This is a genomic window from Croceicoccus gelatinilyticus, from assembly GCF_018398395.1.
GTDB classification, from domain to species: Bacteria; Pseudomonadota; Alphaproteobacteria; order Sphingomonadales; family Sphingomonadaceae; genus Croceicoccus; species Croceicoccus gelatinilyticus.
Map to the genome: position 1 here is coordinate 229062 of NZ_JAHCBF010000001.1, position 19457 is coordinate 248518.

At 63.0% G+C, this 19457-nt stretch carries 21 protein-coding genes; 10 read left to right on the top strand and 11 right to left on the bottom strand.

Annotated elements, in window-relative coordinates:
* The first annotated feature begins 4 nt into the window (after positions 1–4).
* From KIH45_RS01300 to KIH45_RS01310, 3 genes are all read left to right on the top strand, one after another.
* Positions 5–442: a CHRD domain-containing protein gene (locus tag KIH45_RS01300; RefSeq protein ID WP_213174197.1), complete on the top strand. Its 438-nt coding sequence runs from the start codon at positions 5–7 to the stop codon at positions 440–442.
* Between the two features lie 83 nt (positions 443–525).
* On the top strand, positions 526–840 hold the full coding sequence (locus KIH45_RS01305; protein WP_213174198.1) for a hypothetical protein: 315 nt from the start codon (positions 526–528) through the stop codon (positions 838–840).
* A 333-nt stretch (positions 841–1173) separates the two neighbouring features.
* Positions 1174–1578 (top strand): hypothetical protein, encoded by a 405-nt coding sequence (locus KIH45_RS01310; RefSeq protein WP_213174199.1) that lies wholly within the window; start codon positions 1174–1176, stop codon positions 1576–1578.
* Positions 1579–1593: 15 nt separating this feature from the next.
* Here the strand turns inward: KIH45_RS01310 and KIH45_RS01315 are convergent, their stop codons facing one another.
* Positions 1594–2163 (bottom strand): septal ring lytic transglycosylase RlpA family protein, encoded by a 570-nt coding sequence (locus KIH45_RS01315; protein WP_213174200.1) that lies wholly within the window; start codon positions 2161–2163, stop codon positions 1594–1596.
* Positions 2164–2802: 639 nt separating this feature from the next.
* Here KIH45_RS01315 and KIH45_RS01320 point away from each other — a divergent pair.
* Entirely contained in the window at positions 2803–2952 is a 150-nt protein-coding gene (locus tag KIH45_RS01320) for a hypothetical protein (protein WP_213174201.1), read from the top strand.
* Here KIH45_RS01320 and KIH45_RS01325 read toward each other — a convergent pair.
* The 6 genes from KIH45_RS01325 to KIH45_RS01350 all read right to left on the bottom strand — a co-directional run bounded on the left by KIH45_RS01325 (position 2949) and on the right by KIH45_RS01350 (position 8915).
* Positions 2949–4166, bottom strand: a complete 1218-nt coding sequence (locus KIH45_RS01325) for an argininosuccinate synthase (protein ID WP_213174202.1) — start codon at positions 4164–4166, stop codon at positions 2949–2951. The genes KIH45_RS01320 and KIH45_RS01325 overlap by 4 nt on opposite strands.
* Positions 4167–4175: 9 nt before the next feature.
* Positions 4176–5537 carry an MATE family efflux transporter gene (locus KIH45_RS01330; RefSeq protein ID WP_337925376.1) on the bottom strand — a complete coding sequence of 454 codons (1362 nt, stop codon included), beginning with the start codon at positions 5535–5537 and terminating at the stop codon, positions 4176–4178.
* A 42-nt stretch (positions 5538–5579) separates the two neighbouring features.
* Entirely contained in the window at positions 5580–6827 is a 1248-nt protein-coding gene (locus KIH45_RS01335; RefSeq protein ID WP_213174203.1) for an SAM-dependent methyltransferase, read from the bottom strand.
* A 57-nt stretch (positions 6828–6884) separates the two neighbouring features.
* Positions 6885–7652, bottom strand: a complete 768-nt coding sequence (locus KIH45_RS01340; protein ID WP_213174204.1) for an SDR family oxidoreductase — start codon at positions 7650–7652, stop codon at positions 6885–6887.
* Positions 7653–7765: 113 nt separating this feature from the next.
* Positions 7766–8125: a glycine zipper 2TM domain-containing protein gene (locus KIH45_RS01345; RefSeq protein WP_213174205.1), complete on the bottom strand. Its 360-nt coding sequence runs from the start codon at positions 8123–8125 to the stop codon at positions 7766–7768.
* A 196-nt stretch (positions 8126–8321) separates the two neighbouring features.
* On the bottom strand, positions 8322–8915 hold the full coding sequence (locus KIH45_RS01350) for an FMN-dependent NADH-azoreductase (RefSeq protein WP_213174206.1): 594 nt from the start codon (positions 8913–8915) through the stop codon (positions 8322–8324).
* 38 nt (positions 8916–8953) lie between these two features.
* Between KIH45_RS01350 and KIH45_RS01355 the strand changes: the two genes are divergently transcribed.
* Positions 8954–9385, top strand: a complete 432-nt coding sequence (locus KIH45_RS01355; RefSeq protein WP_225899574.1) for a winged helix-turn-helix transcriptional regulator — start codon at positions 8954–8956, stop codon at positions 9383–9385.
* Here the strand turns inward: KIH45_RS01355 and rlmN are convergent, their stop codons facing one another.
* Positions 9386–10618, bottom strand: a complete 1233-nt coding sequence (rlmN, locus tag KIH45_RS01360) for a dual-specificity RNA methyltransferase RlmN (RefSeq protein WP_213174207.1) — start codon at positions 10616–10618, stop codon at positions 9386–9388.
* A gap of 270 nt (positions 10619–10888) precedes the next feature.
* On the opposite strand from rlmN, the gene KIH45_RS01365 reads away from it, so the two are divergent.
* Positions 10889–11545: an outer membrane protein gene (locus tag KIH45_RS01365; protein WP_144095537.1), complete on the top strand. Its 657-nt coding sequence runs from the start codon at positions 10889–10891 to the stop codon at positions 11543–11545.
* A gap of 56 nt (positions 11546–11601) precedes the next feature.
* Here the strand turns inward: KIH45_RS01365 and KIH45_RS01370 are convergent, their stop codons facing one another.
* From KIH45_RS01370 to KIH45_RS01380, 3 genes are read right to left on the bottom strand one after another with little or no spacing between them, the layout of a single operon-like run.
* Positions 11602–12078: a hypothetical protein gene (locus KIH45_RS01370; protein WP_213174208.1), complete on the bottom strand. Its 477-nt coding sequence runs from the start codon at positions 12076–12078 to the stop codon at positions 11602–11604.
* Positions 12071–12562 (bottom strand): transcription elongation factor GreB, encoded by a 492-nt coding sequence (gene greB / locus KIH45_RS01375; protein WP_213174209.1) that lies wholly within the window; start codon positions 12560–12562, stop codon positions 12071–12073. Before greB ends, KIH45_RS01370 begins: the two co-directional genes overlap by 8 nt.
* A gap of 35 nt (positions 12563–12597) precedes the next feature.
* Positions 12598–14553 (bottom strand): lytic transglycosylase domain-containing protein, encoded by a 1956-nt coding sequence (locus KIH45_RS01380; protein WP_225899575.1) that lies wholly within the window; start codon positions 14551–14553, stop codon positions 12598–12600.
* A 220-nt stretch (positions 14554–14773) separates the two neighbouring features.
* Here KIH45_RS01380 and dapA point away from each other — a divergent pair, with 220 nt between their 5' ends.
* The 4 genes from dapA to KIH45_RS01400 all read left to right on the top strand — a co-directional run bounded on the left by dapA (position 14774) and on the right by KIH45_RS01400 (position 19375).
* Positions 14774–15655 carry a 4-hydroxy-tetrahydrodipicolinate synthase gene (gene dapA / locus KIH45_RS01385; RefSeq protein ID WP_213174210.1) on the top strand — a complete coding sequence of 294 codons (882 nt, stop codon included), beginning with the start codon at positions 14774–14776 and terminating at the stop codon, positions 15653–15655.
* A gap of 95 nt (positions 15656–15750) precedes the next feature.
* Complete coding sequence (gene smpB / locus KIH45_RS01390; RefSeq protein ID WP_213174211.1) at positions 15751–16233, top strand: SsrA-binding protein SmpB; 483 nt, start codon at positions 15751–15753, stop codon at positions 16231–16233.
* 139 nt (positions 16234–16372) lie between these two features.
* Positions 16373–16966, top strand: coding sequence for a DUF2062 domain-containing protein (locus tag KIH45_RS01395; RefSeq protein WP_225899576.1), 594 nt, complete (start codon positions 16373–16375; stop codon positions 16964–16966).
* Positions 16967–19375 (top strand): hybrid sensor histidine kinase/response regulator, encoded by a 2409-nt coding sequence (locus KIH45_RS01400; protein ID WP_337925377.1) that lies wholly within the window; start codon positions 16967–16969, stop codon positions 19373–19375.
* Positions 19376–19457: the final 82 nt, after the last annotated feature.

The window sequence follows — 19457 nt, forward strand, 5'->3', positions numbered from 1 at the left end:
AGTCATGAAAAAGCTCATCGCCCTTGCTGCCATCGCTGCAGCCACCCCGGCCATTGCCGGACACCATGAAGAGAAGGCCAACGGCCATTCCAAGATGCTGATGGCGGGCCTGCTTGGCACAAACCAGGTCAACGGCGGAGACGAGGATGGCCGCGGTCAGTTCATGGCCTGGCCCGATGCCGAAGGGCAGCTTTGCTATCGTCTCATGGTTTCGAACATCGCGGCTCCGACCGCTGCGCACATCCACAGCGGTGCTGCGGGCGTGAACGGCGGCGTCGTGGTTGGCCTGTCGGCTCCCACCGACGGCAAGGTCGAAGGCTGCGCCACGGTCGATGCCGAAACGATGGCGGCGCTCTGGGCAGAACCGGGCGCATACTATGTCAACGTGCACAATGGCGAACATCCCGCCGGCGCCGTGCGCGGCCAGTTGATGAGCCACTGACCCGGCTTGCGGCTGCCCGAACAGCCTTAGCGACCAATTAACCAATGGCGTGCCATGCAACCCCCTGAATCCAGGGGGTCTGCATGAGCAACGGTGCCAAGAAGCTGATTATCTTCCTCGTCCTCGCTGTGATCGCGACGGTCGTCTCGTTCTTCTTCGCCGAGGATATCCGCACCTGGCTCAACCAGCGGGGCGGGGGGCAGAACGATGAAGTGCGCACCCAGTGCATCGCCGAATACACGCAGGTGCCACTGACCGAACGGCGCGCAGGACTGGTTTGCGACTGCCTGATCGTCGAGACGAAGCGGCAAAAGCTGCAACTCGAGGACCTGCTCGGCACGGACGCGCCCGAGATGCAGTCGATCTCGAGCGCATGCATGCAGATGCATGCCGGCTGAGGCGCCAGCCCGCTAACGAGCGTTTCGCAGTCGCAGGATCGTCTGCTCAGCCGCGGAAAGCGCGTGCTCGGATCGATCATGATCGTCCACGTGCAGTTATTTGGTCGGTAAGATTAACAACGCAGGTGCCAAGGCTGCTCGATCACAGGGCGACGCTTCATCGCGTGTCTTCATCGCTCGGCGCCCGTGGACGGCGACAAGCCGCCTCTTGCGGGTGGGGGGCAATCGGGTGACTATGCCCTTGGCCGACCCTGTGGCCGATGAAGAGGTAACCTGCTCTTCACCATCAGGGTTTAGGGATCGGGCCGGACGGACAGAATACGGAGGCGGTTGATGACGGCGGTCAGGCTTGCAGGCGCGATGGCGCTGGCGACATTGGCACTTGCGGGGTGCGAGGATCCCAAGCCGGGTCTGCAGGACGAACAGCGTGTCGAGAAGGTGAGCGACTGCAAGGCGGTCGTCGGTCACTTCGCGCCGACTGAACGCAAGAAGGACCAGCTTTGCGAATGTCTGACCGGCAGGCTGGCGCAGCAGCAATTGACCGTTGACGACCTGCGCGGTGCCAAGCGCGACCGCGCGATGGAGCAACTGCGCTGGTGCGGTCAGCAGGTCGGTATTTTCAGCAAGAGCACGGCGCCCGCGCCCAGGCCTTCGGCGAGCGAGCCCGAAGTCGAAGGTCCCGGCGATGCCGAGCCGATCATGGATGAACCGGCAGCGGAAGCTCCGGCTGCCGAATAATCAAATTCTAAAAAATCAGTCCTGAAGCAGGCTGAGGGCGACGCGGTCCTGGCCGCGAGCCTTCATGCCGATCGCGTCGGCGGCGGCTTCGGAAAGGTCGATCACGCGTTTGCCGTGGAACGGGCCGCGATCGTTGATGCGTACGATGATCGACTTGCCAGTGCGCTGCGAGGTCACGCGGACCTTGCTGCCGAACGGTAGAGTGCGATGCGCGGCGGTATATTCGGTGGGGTCGAACCGTTCGCCATTGGCCGTCGGGCGCCCGGCAAAGCGCGGACCGTACCAGCTGGCAAGACCGATACCGAGTTCTTCGGCTACATCGGACAGTTCGGAAATGACGGGTTCCGGCTCCGCAAAACCGGGATCGTCAGTCCCCATGCCGGGCAGTTCGGGCAGGGCATCGTCGGGCGTGGCCGTATCGATTTCGAAGCCCGGTGCGGTCACCTGGATGTCTTCCGACACGGCGAGCGCAGCTCCGGGAACGAGCGAGGCGAGGGCGAAGCCCACGGCCAGGCGCGATACGCGGCGGCGGCGATCCGTCACACGATGGCGGCGGATGAAGCGGTGCAAAGTAGTCCCGTCCATGGCGTGGCTTATACCATGGAAAAGTAGCCCAAAGGTTTCGACCCGTCTCAATTCGGCCACAATCGGGCCGGGATCGGGGAACGCTGAAACGATTCAGGGGAGGGTGCGACTCGACGCTTGAAGCAATTTTGCCGGGCCCGAACGCAAATGGGGCCAGCATCGCTGCTGGCCCCACTCTCACCGACGCGTGGTCCACTGGGGAACTTGGCGCCTGGCGTTTCGGCTTCCTTTCCCGAAGGTCGGGAGGCCTATGTCGCCCGGCGCTCGCGCCGGCATCCGGTTCCTGGCGGGGGTTCGGTTCGGTTCAGAAGAGCGTTCTCTTCTCCCGTTCCGTTCTCACCCGGATCCGAAGCCTTCCTTCCATGATGGTCCGTCGCTTCAACCGATCCAGCATTTCCGCAAGGGATTTGCCATTTCGTCCACGCCGGTCCGGAATTCCGGCCATGCTGATGCGCCTTTCGCGTCTATCCGGTCTTTCCTCATCCGCGGCCTTCGAGAGGCCTGCCGGACGCTGGTCCGTCCATCTGTCGCGCGGCTTTCGCCAGCATATCGATCGGTTCGATTTCCTTTACGTTTCAGAGCCTTGCGGCCCGATCCGAGAGGGCTTCATCCCCGTTCGACAAGTTCAAGGTGACTCTGATGACCGAGTCGTTCAAGCAGGCAAGCGGCGATTTATCCACAGAACGCGATCTTCGTGGTGGACAAGAGTGGATAAACCCGTCATTTGGCGCGGTTCGCCGCGATCGCGAGCGAATCTCGCGACTGCGGCACGCCCGCGAAGGCGTTTAGCGGCCCTGCTTGGCCAGCAGCTTCAGACGAAGCGCATTCAGCTTGATGAAGCCTTCCGCGTCCTTCTGGTCATAGGCACCGGCATCGTCCTCGAACGTCACGTGGCGTTCGGAATAGAGCGAGTTCGGCGACTTGCGCCCGACGACCGAGACCGAGCCTTTGTAGAGTTTCAGGCGAACGGTGCCGTTCACGCTAACCTGCGAGTGGTCGATCGCGGCCTGAAGCATCTCGCGCTCGGGCGCGAACCAGAAGCCGTTGTAGATGAGCTCTGCGTACTTGGGCATCAGCTCGTCCTTGAGGTGCGCTGCGCCGCGGTCGAGCGTGATCTGTTCGATCCCGCGATGTGCCGCCGCATAGATCGTGCCGCCCGGGGTTTCGTACATGCCGCGCGACTTCATGCCGACAAAGCGGTTCTCGACGAGATCGAGGCGGCCGATGCCGTGCTTGCGGCCCAGCTCGTTGAGCTCGGTCAGCAGCGTGGCGGGCGAAGTTGCCTTGCCGTTCAGCGAAACGCCATCACCCTTTTCGAACCCAATTTCGATATATTCGGGCGTGTCGGGCGCGTCCTCGGGGTTCACCGTGCGCGAATAGACGTAGTCGGGGGTCTCTTCCCAAGGATCTTCCAGCACCTTGCCCTCGGATGAGGTGTGCAGGAGGTTCGCGTCGGTCGAGAACGGGCTTTCGCCACGCTTGTCCTTGGGAACCGGGATCTGGTGCTGTTCAGCCCATGCGATCAGCGCGGTGCGGGAATTGAGGTCCCACTCACGCCACGGAGCGATAACCTTGATGTCGGGGTCGAGCGCATAGGCCGACAGTTCGAAGCGGACCTGGTCGTTGCCTTTGCCGGTCGCGCCGTGGGCGACGGCGTCGGCGCCGGTTTCGTGCGCGATCTCGATCAGGCGCTTGGAGATGAGCGGGCGGGCGATCGACGTGCCGAGCAAGTAATCGCCTTCGTACTTCGCATTGGCGCGCATCATCGGGAAGACGAAGTCGCGCACGAATTCCTCGCGCAGGTCGTCGATGTAGATGTGCTCGTCCGGAATACCCATCAGCTTCGCCTTGGCGCGCGCGGGTTCGAGTTCCTCGCCTTGGCCGAGGTCAGCCGTGAAAGTCACGACTTCGCAGTTGTAGGTGACCTGCAGCCACTTCAGGATGACCGAGGTGTCGAGGCCGCCCGAATAGGCCAGCACAACTTTCTTGATGGAATCGCTCATGCGCGCCGGTTAGGCGGGACTTGCGCCGCCTGCAAGTGTCTCTGCGGGTTTGATCGATCTGAGGAGACCCGGAAGGTACGCGCCAAGGGTCACTGCGCGCAGGATATAGGTGGCCGTAAAGGCGATCCAGACGCCCAAGTTGCCGTAAGGCCGCAGCAGAAGGTCGAGCGCGATATAGAGCGCTGTGGTAGCCACGGCGGCATTGCGCAGGGCCTTGCCGCGCGTTGCGCCGATGAAAACCCCGTCGAGCATCCACGAAGGGGCGCCCAGCAGAGGGACAAGGGCGGCAAAGGGCAGGAAGATCACTGCCGTCTTGTAGGTCGCATCGTCGGTGATCATCGCGTCGATGATGCCCGGCCCGACCAGCCAGTAAGCCAGCGAGATCAACGCACCGCCCAGAAGCGCGAATTCGCTGGTGAGGCGGATCGCGCGCAGGAACCTCGGGCGCGATCCCGCACCCAAAGCCTGCCCGACGCGGGCTTCGGCGGTAAAAGCGAAGGCGTCGAGCACGAAGGCGGCGACCGAAATGAACTGCAAGAGCACGTGATTCGCCGCCAGCGTCGTCGCGCCGAGCCTTGCGCCGGAACTTGCCAGCCATGTGAAAACCAGCAGCAGCGCGATGGTGCGGATCATCAGGTCGCGGTTGACGGCGAAGAGTTTGGCCAGTTCCTCGCGGTCGAGCAGGTGCGACTTCGGAACGCGCTTCAGCATGGCAAGCGGGCTTGCCCCTGCCACGCGTGCGCAGATGACGAGGCCGGTGACGAGCGCGATCCATTCCGCCCCCGCCGTGCCCGCACCGATGCCGCCCGCGCCCATTCCCGCGCCCCAAACTAGCCCGACATCGAGCAGGGCGTTCGACGCGTTCATCACGATCTGCAAAACGAGCGCCGCCCGCGTGCGGCCAAGGCCCAGCAGCCAGCCGGTGATCGCAAAGACCGCCAATGCGGCAGGCGCGCCGAAGAATCGGGCCGAGACATAGGCGTCGGCTTCGGCGCTGACCTGTTCCCCGCCCGACATCACGGCAAGCGCGAGGGCGGTGAGCGGGATTTGCAGGGCCAGCAGGACGAGCCCCAGTACCACACCGATGCCGATCCCGCGCAGGAACAGCGCCTCGACCTCGCGCCGCCGCTCTGCCCCGTGGGCCTGTGCCGTAAGGCCGGTCAGGCCCATACGCAGGAAGCCGAAGCTCCAGAAGACAAGATTGATGATCGTCGCGCCCAAAGCCACGCCGGCCAGCGCGCCTGCATCGCCGGTGCGGCCAACGACGACAGTATCGACAATGCCGACCAGCGGCACAGAGGCCTGACCCAGCATGATCGGCCATGCCTGCGCAAGGATGGCTTTTCGGGTGAGTGGGGCGGCTTCAGTCACTCTTGCGCCCATGCCCCGCCGCCGTGGGCAGGGCAAGCCGCGTCAGGCGAGCAGCTTTGCCTCTGCCTCTCCCATGTAGTCGCGCGACAGCGGCAGGGCGCGGCGGTCGCGGATGTACTGAATCTGGAAATTGCACATCCCGCCGTTTTCGAACGCGGCGGTCGCACCGGAGAGGTAGAACGTCCACATCCGGAAGAAGCGGGGGGCGTACATCGCTTCGATCTCGGACTGGTGCGCCATGCAGCGGTCGTACCAGCGGCGCAGGGTCCTGGCGTAGTGAATGCGCAGGTTCTCGACGTCGCTGGCGATCAGGCGGACCTTCTCGCTCGCCGCGATCGTTTCGGATAGGGCCGGAATATAGCCGCCGGGGAAGATGTACTTGCGCGTGAAGGCGTCGGTCATGCCCGGCTGGCCCATGCGCCCGATCGTGTGGATCAGTGCCACGCCGTCCTGGTGCATGAGATTGCCGACCGAGCGGAAATAGGTCTCGAACTGCGGCTGCCCGACGTGTTCGAACATGCCGACTGATACGATCCGGTCGAACTGGCGGCCCGATGAGGCAAGCTCGCGATAGTCGACAAGCTCGAAGCTGACCTTGTCGGCAACGCCTGCCGCCTCCGCCCGTTTGCGGGCGAGGGCCAGCTGTTCTTCGGACAGCGTGATGCCGGTGACGTGAACGCCTGCCTTCTGCGCAAGGAAGATCGCCATCCCGCCCCACCCGCAACCGATGTCGAGCACTTCCTGCCCCGGTTCGAGCGCGAGCTTGGCCGCGATGTGGGCCAGTTTTTCATGCTGCGCTTCCTCCAGCGTCATGTCCTCGCGCGGCCAGTAGGCGCACGAATACTGCATGTGCGGGCTATCGAGCATTAGTTCGTAGAGATCGTTGCCGATGTCGTAGTGATGCGCGACGTTGCTCTTGGAACTCGATGCCCGGTTGGTTGCGGCGCGCAAGTGGGCCACGCGGTCCTTCAGCCGGCGCAGAAACGTGGGCGGGCGCAGGCGCTGTCCCTTGTCCCACGGCTGATTGGCGCGCAGCAGGTGGATCAGTTCCATGATCCCGCCGCCTTCGATGGTCAGCTTGCCGTCCATGAAAGCCTCTGCCGCCCCCAGACGCGGGTCGGTCAGGATTTGGCGGGTCGCGCCGTCGCGCAGATTTACGGAAAGATCCTCGAAACCCGGGGCAGGAGTACCAAAAGTCTCAGTGCCGCCACCTTCGAAGTGAACCTTCAGCGTTCCATGTTTGACAGTGCTTGCGAAGAAGCGGGCGATGATCCGGTCGGAAGCGCTCATGTGGCTGAATGTAGAAGCATATCGGTTGCAGGAAGCAAGCTACAATCTTCGTCTATTTCAGCTTTCCTCGCGTGCCAGAAACAGCACGTCGCGATCCTGCTGCATGAGGTGCTGGCCCGAATCGACGTAGAGCACTTGTCCGTTGGCCGCCGCGCCACTGGCGAGGAATAGCGCTGCATCGGCCAGTTCGGCAGGATCTGTCAGACGCTGCATCAGGTTCATGCGTCCGCTCGCTTCGTGCTCTGTTTCAGCTTGGTCAAAGCTGGGCAGCATTGCGCCGGGGCACAGGCCATAGATGCGGTCGGCGGTCGTTTGCCGATCCATCGCGAGCATTTCGGTCGCTGACGCAAGCGCGGCTTTCGACATGGTGTAACTGAAGAAATCCGGGTTCATGTTCGCCAGCTTCTGGTCGAGCACGTTGATGACGCGGCGACCCGAAGTTGCGCGGGCATGGGCGAGGTAGGCCTGCGTAAGAAGGGCTGGCCCTTCGGCATTGGCCTGAAGTGCACGGGTAAAGGTCGCGTGGTCTAGCGCCTCGGCCGTGTCGAGTTCGAAAAGAGAGGCGCAGTTGACGAGTGCGCGCCAGTCTAGCAGGCGCGCGCCCAGTTCACGCACGGTCCCGACGATTTCGTTGCTGCAGGCGAGATCGAACCGCACCGTCTCAGCGCTCTCGAGGCCTGAGGCCAGCGCCTCCGCCTCGTCAGCGGAACTGCGGTAGTGGACAACGACGTGCCAGCCATCGGCGGCAAATCGGCGCGCCATTTCAGCGCCAAGGCGGCGGGCGGCACCGGTTATGAGAACGGCGGGACGATCGGTTCCGGACATGGCAGGGCTTGGACCACAAATCCCCCGCACTCGCAAATCGTTGGCCGATAAAAACGACGAGGGCCGGACACCACATTCGGTGCCCGGCCCCGGCTGGCATTCGGATCAAGTGATCAATTGCAGCGGGCGTCGCCCTTGTCGATCGCACGGCCGATGATCGCACCGGCTGCTGCGCCGAGGATCGTGCCGGTCGTGCGGTCGCGGCCGCCGTCGATTTCGCGGCCGAGCAGCGCACCGCCGGCAGCGCCGATGATAAGGCCCGTCGTGCCGTCATTGCGCTTGCAATAGTAGCGGCCATCGTCGCCGCGCCAGTAACGGTCACCGCGGCGCATGACGCGCGGTTCGTAATGATGGCCACCCTTGTGCTTCGCACGCGCGCCGTGCGCGGGCGCCCAAGGCGGCGGGTCGGCGAGAACCGGGGCGGGAATGGCTACGCTTGCTGCCACGAGGGCCCCCATCAGCGTCTTTTTCATGGTTCGTCCTTTCTTCAGTCCGACTGGTCAATCGGTCAGATCGCTCAGCACTTACCCTCGTGAGTGCAATCCGATCCCGGAACGGGAGATGAACCGCCTCTTCAGATTTTAGCTTATGGACGAACTGTTTCCGAGAAACGACGAAACGCGATTAACTTGGAATTAGGCACGTTTCGCCGATCTCGATTCAAGGCGCTTAAAGCTTGGCGATTTCCTCTTTGGCCTTCTCGATCGCGCCTTCGGGGCCGGTCATGCCGACACCAGTCGCGCGCACGAAGGTCATGTCGGTAATGCCGATGAAGCCGAACATCGTCGTCAGGAAATCCTCGATCAGGCTCAGCGGCTGTGTACCGGGTTCGTAAGGGCCCCCAGCTGCGATGGCGAAGATCACGCGGCGACCGCCGGCAAGGCCTTCGGGGCCCTCTTCGGTATAGCGGAACGTGGTGCGCGGCACGCCGAGACGGTCGATCCAGCTCTTGAGGTTCGAGGGAATCGCGAAATTGTACATCGGCACGCCGATGACGACGGTGTCGGCGGCAAGGAATTCGTCGAGGATCGCGCGTTCGGTCGCGGCGGCGGCCTTCATGTCGTCGGTCTGGTGCTCTTCCGGGGTGCGGATAGCGCCTGTCGTAACAGGATTGAGGTGGGCGACCGGTTCGGTGCCCAGATCGCGATAATTGACGCTGGCGTCCGGATTATCGGCGGTCAGCTTGTCTACGACGGCCTTGGTGACAGCGCGGCTGACCGAGTCGGCACCCGATGTCGAACTGTCGATGTGCAGGATATTCACGTTGCTATACTCCGGTATCAAATGATAACCGGGTCCATATGGAAATGATCGACCCCGACCTTCAAGAAGGCACAGAAACGTCTGCTGGTCACATGGGTGTGACCGCCGCCATCGAGGCGATCGGCGCATGTCCGGCGGTAACCGACATGATGTCGCGCGTGGGCGACAAGTGGTCGATGCAGGTCGTTATGAAACTGGGCGAGGAGCCGCGCCGCTTCAACGAATTGCGCCGCGCGGTCGACGGCATTTCACAGCGGATGCTGACCCGCACGCTGCGCAATCTTGAACGCGACGGGCTGGTCAGCCGCAAGGTCACGCCCTCGGTCCCGCCAAGGGTGGACTATTCGCTGACGGCGCTTGGCAAGTCGCTGTGGGACCCGGTGACGATGCTCAGCCGCTGGGTCATGGACAACCGGATCCAGATCGAAAGCGCGCGCGCCGAATACGACGCGCGCGACGACGAGGACTGATCAGTCCTCCAGCGCCGCCTGCTTTTCGGCGGCGATCCGGTCCAGTTCGGCCCGGCTCTTCTTTTCCGCAGCTGTCTTGAGCTGGCCGCAGGCCGCATCGATGTCGCGCCCGCGCGGGGTGCGCACCGGCGCGCTGATGCCGGCCTCGAAGACGATGTTCGAGAACGCGCGGATACGGTCCGGCGTCGAACATTCGTAAGCGGCGCCCGGCCAGGGGTTGAACGGGATGAGGTTCACCTTGGCGGGAAGCTTGTACTTCTTGATCAGGCGAACAAGCTCGCGCGCATCTTCGTCGCTGTCGTTCTTGTCCTTCAGCATCACGTATTCGAATGTGATACGCCGCGCATTCGATGCGCCCGGATAGTCGGCGCAGGCCTGCAGCAGTTCCTCGATGCCGTACTTCTTGTTGATCGGCACGATTTCGTCGCGAATGTCCTTGGTGACTGCGTGGAGCGAGACGGCAAGGTTCACGCCGATCTCTTCGCCGCACTTGTCCATCATCGGCACGACGCCGCTGGTCGACAGCGTGATGCGGCGCTTCGACAGGGCAAGGCCATCGCCGTCCATCACGATCTTCAGCGCATCGCGCACGTTGTCGAAATTGTAGAGCGGTTCGCCCATGCCCATCATCACGATATTGGTCAGCAGGCGTCCGTCGGCGGAGTAGTCGCCTTCGCTTTCCGCATCGTCGAGGCCGTCCATCCGGCCCTTCGGCCATTCGCCCAGCGCGTCGCGGGCCAGCATGACCTGTCCCACGATCTCGCCCGGCGTCAGGTTGCGGACAAGGCGCATCGTGCCGGTGTGGCAGAACCGGCAGTTGAGCGTGCAGCCGACCTGGCTCGACACGCAAAGCGTGCCACGGTCCGCGTCGGGGATGAAGACCATCTCGAAATCGTGCTTGTCCGCCGTGCGCAGCAGCCACTTGCGGGTGCCGTCGCTCGAATGCTGGGCCTCGACCACTTCGGGGCGGGCGATGACGAAACGTTCGGCCAGCCACGGGCGCATGGTCTTGGCGATGTCGGTCATCGCCTCGAAGTCGGACACGCCGCGATGGTAGATCCAGTGGAACACCTGCTTGCCGCGCAGCTTCGCCTGGCGCGCGTCGAGGCCCGCCTGTTCGAACAGGGCGGCAATCTGCTTTTTCGGCAGGCCGAGGAGGTCGATGCGACCGTCTTCGCGCGGGGTGACCTCCCGCGGAACGGGAACGGGATCGATGTGACCGGGAATTTGCATGGCGCGCCATATAGAGACGAAGCGCACGCACGCAAAGGGCGCGCGAACCCCGCTTTCAAGATGCGGTTCCGCATCGAAGTGTATCTCCTTGGTGTTCATCGCAAAATCCGCACGACGAACCGTCCAGATGTGACAGATTTTCGACCAGCCGCATTGTTGTCTGGCGTTCATGAAACAAGGGTCGCTGGCCGATCATTTCCGTGGTCCAAGCCCCGCCGCGGGGCATCGCACCTCACGAGAGGGCGAATGAGGGAAATGATTGGAGTTACTATGAAAAAGATCGTTGCAATTCTCGCCGCAGGCACCGCGTTTGGTGCGGTTGCCATGCCCGCCGCTGCAGAGGACTTCAGTGGTCCGCGCGTCGAAGCCATCGTCGGTTACGACGTTTCGCAGGCAGGTTCGGACGCCGATAATGACTTAAATGACATGGACGACCAGGACATCGACGGCCTGCTCTATGGTGTTGGCATCGGCTACGACTACGACATGGGCAACGTCGTGCTCGGCATCGAGGGTGAATATACCGACTCGACCGCGAAGACCGAGTACAGCGATGGCATGGACTATGAAGGCTTCGGCCTTGGCCGCGTCGATACCGGTCGCGATCTTTACATCGGCGCCCGTGTCGGTGCGAAGGTAGCGCCCGACTTGCTGGCATACGTGAAGGGCGGTTACACCAACGCGAAGTTCAACGTGCTGGCCGCAGATGGTGTCAGCGAACTGAAGCAGGACATCAACGCAGACGGCTGGCGCGCAGGTGCAGGCCTTGAGTATGCGCTTTCGGACAACACCTTCACGAAGATCGAATATCGCTATTCGAACTACAGCGAGGCCGAGTTCGAGAACGGCGACCTGCCCGACAGTGACCGTTTCGACATCGATACGGACCGTCACCAGGTCGTGGCATCGGTCGGTATGCGCTTCTAAGCGCTGGCCGAAGCGAAAGCATGAAAGCGCGGGTCGGGGAACCGGCCCGCGTTTTTCTATGGACGACAGGCGATGATGGCTGCGTCCATCGCGGTTGGCGCGCCAGCCAGCTTGTAGGCATCGCGAAAGAAGCGACCTTTGGCATCTCGAGCACCAACGGTCATTGTGTCGCGGCTGCGTATTGCGGCGAGCACCGCGGCATGGCCTGCCGCATCGCGTGTCCAGGCGCTGTCTCCACCACCGGCGAGCCGGAAGCGTTTGTTCCCGACATCAAGAGTGACGACGGCATCGCGGGCCAACGTTCGCGACAGGCGCAATGTCAGGCGCGGCTCTCCGGGAGAGACGATGACACTGGCGAAGGGCTGTCTTTCGCGTGAGAACGGCGAAGGTTCTGCCTGCGCAATGGCATAGCAGCGTACCCCGTCACGAAATGCACCCCAGCCCGAATGCACCGAAACAGCCTCTGGCGCGGCCTGTAACGGCACGGCGAGTGTGGCGAGCAGTGCAAGCGGGACAAGCGACCATTTAGCCATAGGTGATCTCGATCACTTCCCACTCCTTGTCGCCCGCAGGAAGCCGCACCGTGCGCAAGTCGCCGACACTGGCCCCGCGCAGCGCACGGGCGAGGGGGGAGCCCCAGCCGATGAGACCCGCACCAGCGTCCGCTTCGTCGTCGCCGACGATGGTGACAGTGCGGTGCTCGTCCTCCTCGTCCGCGATCGTGACGCGGGCCCCGAAGAAGACCTTGTCCTTGCTGGGCTGTTCTGCCGGATCGACGACGCGCGCTGCCTTCATCCGGCGGGAGAGGTGTCCCAGTTCGCGATCGATCTCGCGCAGGCGTTTGCGACCATAGATATAGTCGCCGTTCTCGCTGCGATCGCCATTGCCAGCGGCCCAGCTGACGATGTCCACTATTTTCGGGCGTTCTTCGCCCAGCAGCACATCGTAACGCGCCCGCAGGGCGGCAAACCCTGCGGGCGTGATGGGATTACCCTTTACCTTTACCGGCTCGCTCATGCCCCTCTCTTAGCGAGAGGACGGGGCCGGGGCCATTACTGCCCCGGACGTTTCCCGAGATAATAGCTGAGCGGATAGTCGCCGCTGCGGTTGCCGGCATCGGGGTACAGCGCGTCGTAATAGGCCGCGTTTTCCAGAACGCGCGCGACATAGCGGCGGGTTTCGGTGAACGGAATATCCTCGATCCATTCGACCCAACCGATCTCGCCCTTGCGCGGATCGCCATTGGCGCGCAGCCACTTGCCGACATTGCCGGGGCCTGCGTTGTAGGCAGCGACGGCCAGCGGATAGCTGCCGCCGAACACGTCCATCATGCGCGAGAAGTACCCTGCGCCCAGCCGCATATTGTACTGCGGATCGTCGATCAGCGAGCTGCGGTTGTAGCTCATGTACATCTTGCCCGCCTGTTCCTGCGCGGTACCGGGCATGAGCTGCATGAGTCCGCGCGCACCAGCATGGCTTACCGCGTCGGTGGCGAACTGGCTTTCCTGGCGGCTGATCGCGTGAATCATCGACCAGGTGTTGTCGGTTCCGGCCGGAACGTCGATGCGCGGGAATGCATAGGGCGCAAAGGCATGGACCTGCGAAGTCGAAGCTTCGCGCCCGGTGATCACGCCAAGGTCGCGGCGGCCCGTTTCGCGGGCAAGTTCGGCTATCAGGGCCCAGTCCTCGGGCGTTTCGGCTTGGTAGCCCAGTTCGCGGAAGAAATAGACCGCCGTACGCCAGTCCCCCATGCGGCCAACCTCGCGGGCGGCCTGAACGATGGGCTTTGCGTTGAACTCGGTCCGCGCCGCGATCGAGGGCATCGGCAGAACGCCTGCCGGCACTTCGAGCGCGCGGCCCAGCTTTTCATGCGCAAGCTGGCCGTAGAACTGGTCGGGATAAGCAGCCGCAGCCTCGTAATTGCGGCGGGCGACATCGCGTAAATTGGCGCGGTCGGCGGCGAGGCCTGCGAAATAGAAACCCTTGGTGCGGGCAGGGGCCGTGCGCTGGCTCTTGCCGTAGATCTCGAACATTTCCGCCGCGCTGCGTGCATCCCCGCGCGACAGGGCTGCTTCGCCCACGTTATAGAAAAGCTTCTCGTATTCGTCGCGGATGCCGCTCGACAGCTTGGAAACGTCGGTATCGGGCGTGAAGGCCTGCGTTGCGAGGCGTCCGATGCGAACCGCCGTGCCGATGTCGCCCATGGCGACGGCATCGGTTGCCTGCTGACGCATTTCGGTGACGAACGCCTCGGCATCGGTCGGGCGGTGCGAAAGTGCCGGCGCATTCATCAGCAATCCGCGCGCGGCCATGCCCTGACCGCTAGTGCGAAGCTGTCGGGCGCGGTTGTAGAGATAGCCCGGATCGCCCGTCGCCTCAGTGGGCACGGTAAGGCCGATCGAGGCCGGGTTCTGCCCTTGTGCCGCGGCAAGGCGGGCCATCAGAAGCGGGCGCGCTGCGCCGCGAATGTAGCTGATCTGGCGCTGTGCGGCGGTAAGATCGGCCTGCCAAAGCAGTTCGTCCATGCGCGCGACGTGATCTTCTTCGGAGAAGGTCGCGCCGAACATCGAATAGATCGTGGCCTCTGCCACCGGCGACATCGTGCCGCCGCGCCATGCCTCGTGCGCGATTTTTGCGGCTTCGGGGCGACCGACGGCCTTCAGGGCAAGCGCATACTGCGCCCGTGCCGTGTTCGACAGCGGCGGGTTGCGGTCGAAAAAGGCGACGATGCGTCCTGGTTCGACATACGAATCGGCCAGTGCCTTTTCGGCCTTGCCCTGCAGGTAGTCCTGCCGCGGGAAGCCGGGATACTGGTTGATGAAGCCGGCGAATTCCTCGAACGAGCCGTTGTTCTGCGAAATAAGCTGGTTCCAGCGCGTGACCGCGTAAGTCATCGGGCCCGGACGGGATGCAAGGCTGCGCATCCGCGCCTTGTCCCAGTCGGAAGGGTTCCACTGGATATTGCCGAAACTTTCGGTTTTCGAAGCCTGCTGCGCGGCGGCGGGCATGGCCCAAAGTCCGCCAGAAGCGAGGCCAAAAACAGAGGTTGCGACAACACCGGCCCTGAAAAGGGGCGCGGAACGGATCAGTGATCGACGTTTGCCCATGCTGGACATAATAGGTGGTCCCTCCTTATCAGGCGGTGAACGGTTAACCTGCGAGTATTGTTCCTTCTTAATCAATCGCGGGTTTCCCACTGCAAAATTGTATCAATCCGGAGCCTTATCGATGTTTTCTGGGTCAATTCCTGCCCTTGTCACCCCGTTTCGCGACGGCAGCGTCGACGAGGAAGCCTTTCGCCGACTCATCGACTGGCAGATCGAGAACGGCTCCAAGGCGCTGGTTCCGTGCGGCACCACGGGCGAAGCGTCCACGCTCACCAATGCCGAACACCACCGTGTAATCGAAATTTGTGTCGAACATACGGCAGGTCGCGTCCCTGTCATCGCTGGCTGCGGGTCCAACGATACCGCAAATGCGCTGATGCACATGACCTTTTCGAAGCGTTACGGCGCATCGGCGGCACTGGTCGTCGCGCCCTATTACAATCGGCCCAGCCAGGACGGCTTGATCGCCCACTTTTCGCACCTTGCCGAGAACTGCGACCTTCCCATCATCCTTTACAACGTGCCGGGCCGCACGGTGACCGACATCGAGCCCGAAACGGTATGCGAACTGGCCAAGCGTTTCCCCGGTGCCATCGTCGGTATCAAGGATGCCAGTGGCGACTTGTCGCGTGTCGTCGATCACCGGATGGGTATCGGTGCAGACTTCTGCCAGCTTTCGGGCGACGACGAACTGTCGCTGCCCGCTAATGCGGCCGGCGCTTCGGGGTGCATCTCGGTCACCGCGAATGTCGCGCCCAAGCTTTGCGCGGAATTCCAGCAGGCCTGCGTCGACAACGATTTCGCCAAGGCGCGCGAGATCAACGACAAGCTCTATCCGCTGCACTACGCCATGTTCGAGGATGCGAGCCCTGCGCCGTGCAAGTACGCCCTGTCGCGCGTGCACGAATGGATGACCGACGACCTGCGCCTGCCGCTGGTCAAGGCATCGGAAAAGGCGCGCAAGGCCGTGGACGAGGCGCTGGAGCACGCAGGCCTCGTCTGACTGTGCAGGTCGCGCAGTAGGGAAATACGCAGGAAGGGGATACGGCGCGCGCTGCCCCTTCCGTTTTCGGCGCGTCATCCCTACATGCGCGTCCCATGGCACGACCGAAGCCCTCTACTTTCGACAAGGTGAAGACCGTCGCCGAGAACCGGCGCGCGCGGTTCGACTATTTTATCGAGGACACGTTCGAGGCCGGCATTGCTTTGACGGGCACCGAGGTGAAGTCGCTGCGCTTTGGCGAGGGTTCGATTACCGAGGCTTACGCCGAAATCCGCGACGGCGAGGCCTGGCTGGTCAATGCCAACGTCCCCGAATTCACACACGGGAACCGCTACAACCATGAGCCGAAGCGCCCGCGCAAGTTGTTGCTGCATTCGCGCGAGATCGAGCGTCTTCTTGGCGCGGTTGAGCGCAAGGGCATGACGCTGGTTCCCCTGTCGGTTTATTTCAATTCCAAGGGACGCGCGAAAGTCGAACTCGCGCTGGCCAAGGGCAAGCAGGCTCACGACAAGCGCGCGACGATCAAGGAGCGTGATTGGAAGCGGGACAAGGCGCGCGTCATGCGCGAGCACGGGTAATTTTTCGGCAGGAAACGTGACAATTCGTGAAACAATGCGCCGAAAAGATGACCTCGTTCACGGCTTGTGTATCTAGTTCGGTCTAATGGGGGTGCCGAGGGCCCGGGCACGGGCGTCGGCTGGTTTTTGGAAAGAGTTTATGGCTGAGCGGATGGCACGGCGGTTGGCGGGCTGGACGAAGTCCAAGATGCCGACGCGTGAGCAGATGGAGCGTAATCGCTTCATCCGCCCTTTCGCGCACCGTGTACTTCGCTCCGAACTCTGGCGCTTTACACGCCGGTCCGTGCCGCGCGGCGTCGCGCTGGGGATCGCGGCTGGCATCATCATTCCGCTTGGCCAGATTTTCGTCGCTGCGCTGCTGGCATTGCCCTTTCGTGCCAATGTTCCCGTAGCGGCTGTCACGACCTTCATCACCAATCCTGCGACGATCCCCTTCGTCTGGTGGTTTGCGAACTGGCTCGGCGGCTGGCTGCTAAAGGTTGATCAGAACACATTCATCGCCCCGGTCAGCACAGCCATGCAGCAGACCGAGTTTGACCGTTTTCTTGAATGGCTGACGGGCGAAACCCTTGTCACGGCCTTCGGTCTTGTCACGCTGGCTTCCGTTTGCGCGTCGCTCGGGTATCTCTTGTCCTCATGGTTCTGGCGCTGGTGGGTCGCGCGTAAGCGGCTGCGCGTGATACGCTTGCGGCGTGAGCGGATGGAAAAGGCGCGCAAGGCGGAGGCTGACTAAGTGGATTTCGCAAGGCTGAAGGACTCGCGAAGCAAGGCGCTACCCGATTGGGCGCTGATCGGCCTCGCGGTGCTTGCTTCGGTTGTCGCGATCCAGATCGTAGCCGGTCTCTGGCAATTGACCGTTGCCTATGCCGGCGCACTACTAGTTTTCGCGGTCGCGCTTCACAATCTGACCCGCCGGATGCCGCAGGAAGTGGAAGCGACGCTCGCCCCGCCGGACTGGTCGGTCACGGTCGCCGCGATCGAGCGGCCAGATGTGGCTACTGTCATTACAGAGCGTTCTGGACGCGTCGTCTGCGCAAACGGTCGCTACGGCGAATGGTTCGGGTTCTACAATACACCGCCCGAACTCGCGTTGGACGAGGATTCGCAGGAAACCCTTCGTGAGGCCGAGCGTGAGGCATGGCGTTCGGGCGAGGCCACTGTCGGTCCGCTTGTCGGCACCAGCGGGCGCTGGCACGCGGTATTGCGCCGGGCTGGGCGCGGGCAGAACCACCTCGTATGGGAACTGGCGCCGGTTGAAATGGTCGACCTTGGCGCGCGTGTTGTGCGCCAGCTGGATGACAAGCTTGGCCGCGCGCTTGGTATTGCGGGCATTCAGGCCGTTGCCGTCAGCGCGAAGGGCGAAATCCTCGGTTCGAACGGAGAGTTTGCACGGCGCGCGGCAAGCGAAATCCCGGCCAACCTCGTCGGGCGGGAGTTCGTCGAATACCTGACCGCCGACGAATACGACCGCATCTATTACGCGCGCGAAGGTACGAGCGGTGAGGACTTGCGCCTCGTTCACATGCCGATCAGTGACCCCGACGTGATCGCGGGCGGGGAAGGGCAGCCGCCGGTGCTGTTCCTCATCCTCGAAGGTGGCCTTCACGCGGGCAACGCGGCCGCCTTGCCCGAGATCGAGAGCTTGCTGGCCCTGCTTCCCCTTGGGCTTGCGATGACAGATCGCGACGGGCGTTTCCTCTTCGCGAACAAGGCTTTCCGCCGTGCCGCTGGTCTCGAAGTGCTGGGCGAAATTCCGCCGTTCCCGTCCGATCTCGTCGTGCGTGAAGACAAGGGCGCGCTTGCAGATTCGATCCGTCGCCATGCGGCCGGAACGCCCAGTTCGGGGGCCATGCCGATCCGCCTGCATGCGAGCCCCGAAGAGCCGGTAACGCTCAGCCTTGCTGGTGTGCGCGGGCTTGGCGATGCGGCGGTTCTGCTCAGCCTCAAGGACACGACCGAGGAAACGCGCCTCAAGCGCCAGGTCGCGCAGGCAACGAAGATGCAGGCCGTGGGTCAGTTGGCCGGCGGCGTCGCGCATGACTTCAACAATGTGCTCACCGCGATCATCGGTTATTGCGATCTCATGCTGCTGCGCCACGCGCCGGGTGACAGCGATTACGACGATATTCAGCAGATCAAGGCGAACTCTAACCGTGCGGCCTCGCTGACGCGTCAGCTGCTGGCGTTTTCACGCCAGCAGACGCTGCGGCCCCAGGTGCTACAGCTGCCCGACGTCATCTCAGAGGTTTCGGCGCTCTTGAAGCGGCTCATCGGCGAGAAGATCAAGCTGGAGGTCAAGCACGACCGGGCTTTGGGCGCTGTCCGCGCCGATCCGAGCCAGCTTGAGCAGGTGATCGTCAATCTCGCGGTCAACGCGCGTGACGCCATGCTCAGCAAGGGTGAGGCGGGCACGTTGACGATCTCGACCCAGAAGATCACCCCGCGCGAAGTCCGCGCGCTGAAGAATGAAATCCTGCCTCCGGGCAATTACACCGCGCTGATCGTGGAGGACACGGGCGAGGGAATCTCGACCGACAAGCTCGGCAAGATTTTCGAGCCGTTCTACACGACCAAGGAAACCGGCAAGGGAACGGGTCTCGGGCTGTCGACCGTGTACGGCATCGTCAAGCAGTCAGACGGCTTCATCTTCTGCGACAGCGAACCGGGCGAGGGTGCGCGCTTCAGCGTCTACCTGCCGGTCCACGTTCAGATGGCGGGCGAAGTCGTGGCCGAGCCGAAAAAGGAGCCTGAGCCGCGCGCTGCCTTTGGCGGCACGGGACGGATCCTGCTGGTCGAAGATGAGGACACCGTCCGCGCCGTCGCAGAGCGCGCGTTGGTGCGACAGGGCTACAAGGTCACGGTTGCGTCGGATGGCGAGGAAGGGCTGGAGATCGTGCGCGCGGGGGCGGATTTCGACCTCGTCATTTCGGACGTCGTGATGCCAACGATGGATGGCCCTGCCATGGCGAGGGAGATTCGCAAGCTGAAACCGGACCTGCCCGTCCTGTTCATGTCGGGCTATGCCGAGGAACAGCTGCGCCGCGAAATCGACATCGCCTCCATGTATTTCCTGCCAAAGCCTTTTTCTGTCGCACAGATCGGGGAAAAGGTAGTTTCGGTGCTGGGCGCGACGCGCGAATAGACCTATCTCTGACCTTGCCTTCCGCGGCTTGTTCGCGGAAAGTTCGTTCCCCTCTTGTTCCATGAGAACAAATGGGATACAT

Bases quoted from the DNA above. Each gene is read 5' to 3' on its own strand.
- KIH45_RS01300 (WP_213174197.1), top strand. From the start codon at position 5: ATGAAAAAGCTCATCGCCCTTGCTGCCATCGCTGCAGCCACCCCGGCC.
- KIH45_RS01305 (WP_213174198.1), top strand. From the start codon at position 526: ATGAGCAACGGTGCCAAGAAGCTGATTATCTTCCTCGTCCTCGCTGTG.
- KIH45_RS01310 (WP_213174199.1), top strand. From the start codon at position 1,174: ATGACGGCGGTCAGGCTTGCAGGCGCGATGGCGCTGGCGACATTGGCA.
- KIH45_RS01315 (WP_213174200.1), bottom strand. From the start codon at position 2,163: ATGGACGGGACTACTTTGCACCGCTTCATCCGCCGCCATCGTGTGACG.
- KIH45_RS01320 (WP_213174201.1), top strand. From the start codon at position 2,803: ATGACCGAGTCGTTCAAGCAGGCAAGCGGCGATTTATCCACAGAACGC.
- KIH45_RS01325 (WP_213174202.1), bottom strand. From the start codon at position 4,166: ATGAGCGATTCCATCAAGAAAGTTGTGCTGGCCTATTCGGGCGGCCTC.
- KIH45_RS01335 (WP_213174203.1), bottom strand. From the start codon at position 6,827: ATGAGCGCTTCCGACCGGATCATCGCCCGCTTCTTCGCAAGCACTGTC.
- KIH45_RS01340 (WP_213174204.1), bottom strand. From the start codon at position 7,652: ATGTCCGGAACCGATCGTCCCGCCGTTCTCATAACCGGTGCCGCCCGC.
- KIH45_RS01345 (WP_213174205.1), bottom strand. From the start codon at position 8,125: ATGAAAAAGACGCTGATGGGGGCCCTCGTGGCAGCAAGCGTAGCCATT.
- KIH45_RS01355 (WP_225899574.1), top strand. From the start codon at position 8,954: ATGGAAATGATCGACCCCGACCTTCAAGAAGGCACAGAAACGTCTGCT.
- rlmN (WP_213174207.1), bottom strand. From the start codon at position 10,618: ATGCAAATTCCCGGTCACATCGATCCCGTTCCCGTTCCGCGGGAGGTC.
- KIH45_RS01365 (WP_144095537.1), top strand. From the start codon at position 10,889: ATGAAAAAGATCGTTGCAATTCTCGCCGCAGGCACCGCGTTTGGTGCG.
- KIH45_RS01370 (WP_213174208.1), bottom strand. From the start codon at position 12,078: ATGGCTAAATGGTCGCTTGTCCCGCTTGCACTGCTCGCCACACTCGCC.
- greB (WP_213174209.1), bottom strand. From the start codon at position 12,562: ATGAGCGAGCCGGTAAAGGTAAAGGGTAATCCCATCACGCCCGCAGGG.
- KIH45_RS01380 (WP_225899575.1), bottom strand. From the start codon at position 14,553: ATGCCCGCCGCCGCGCAGCAGGCTTCGAAAACCGAAAGTTTCGGCAAT.
- dapA (WP_213174210.1), top strand. From the start codon at position 14,774: ATGTTTTCTGGGTCAATTCCTGCCCTTGTCACCCCGTTTCGCGACGGC.
- smpB (WP_213174211.1), top strand. From the start codon at position 15,751: ATGGCACGACCGAAGCCCTCTACTTTCGACAAGGTGAAGACCGTCGCC.
- KIH45_RS01395 (WP_225899576.1), top strand. From the start codon at position 16,373: ATGGCTGAGCGGATGGCACGGCGGTTGGCGGGCTGGACGAAGTCCAAG.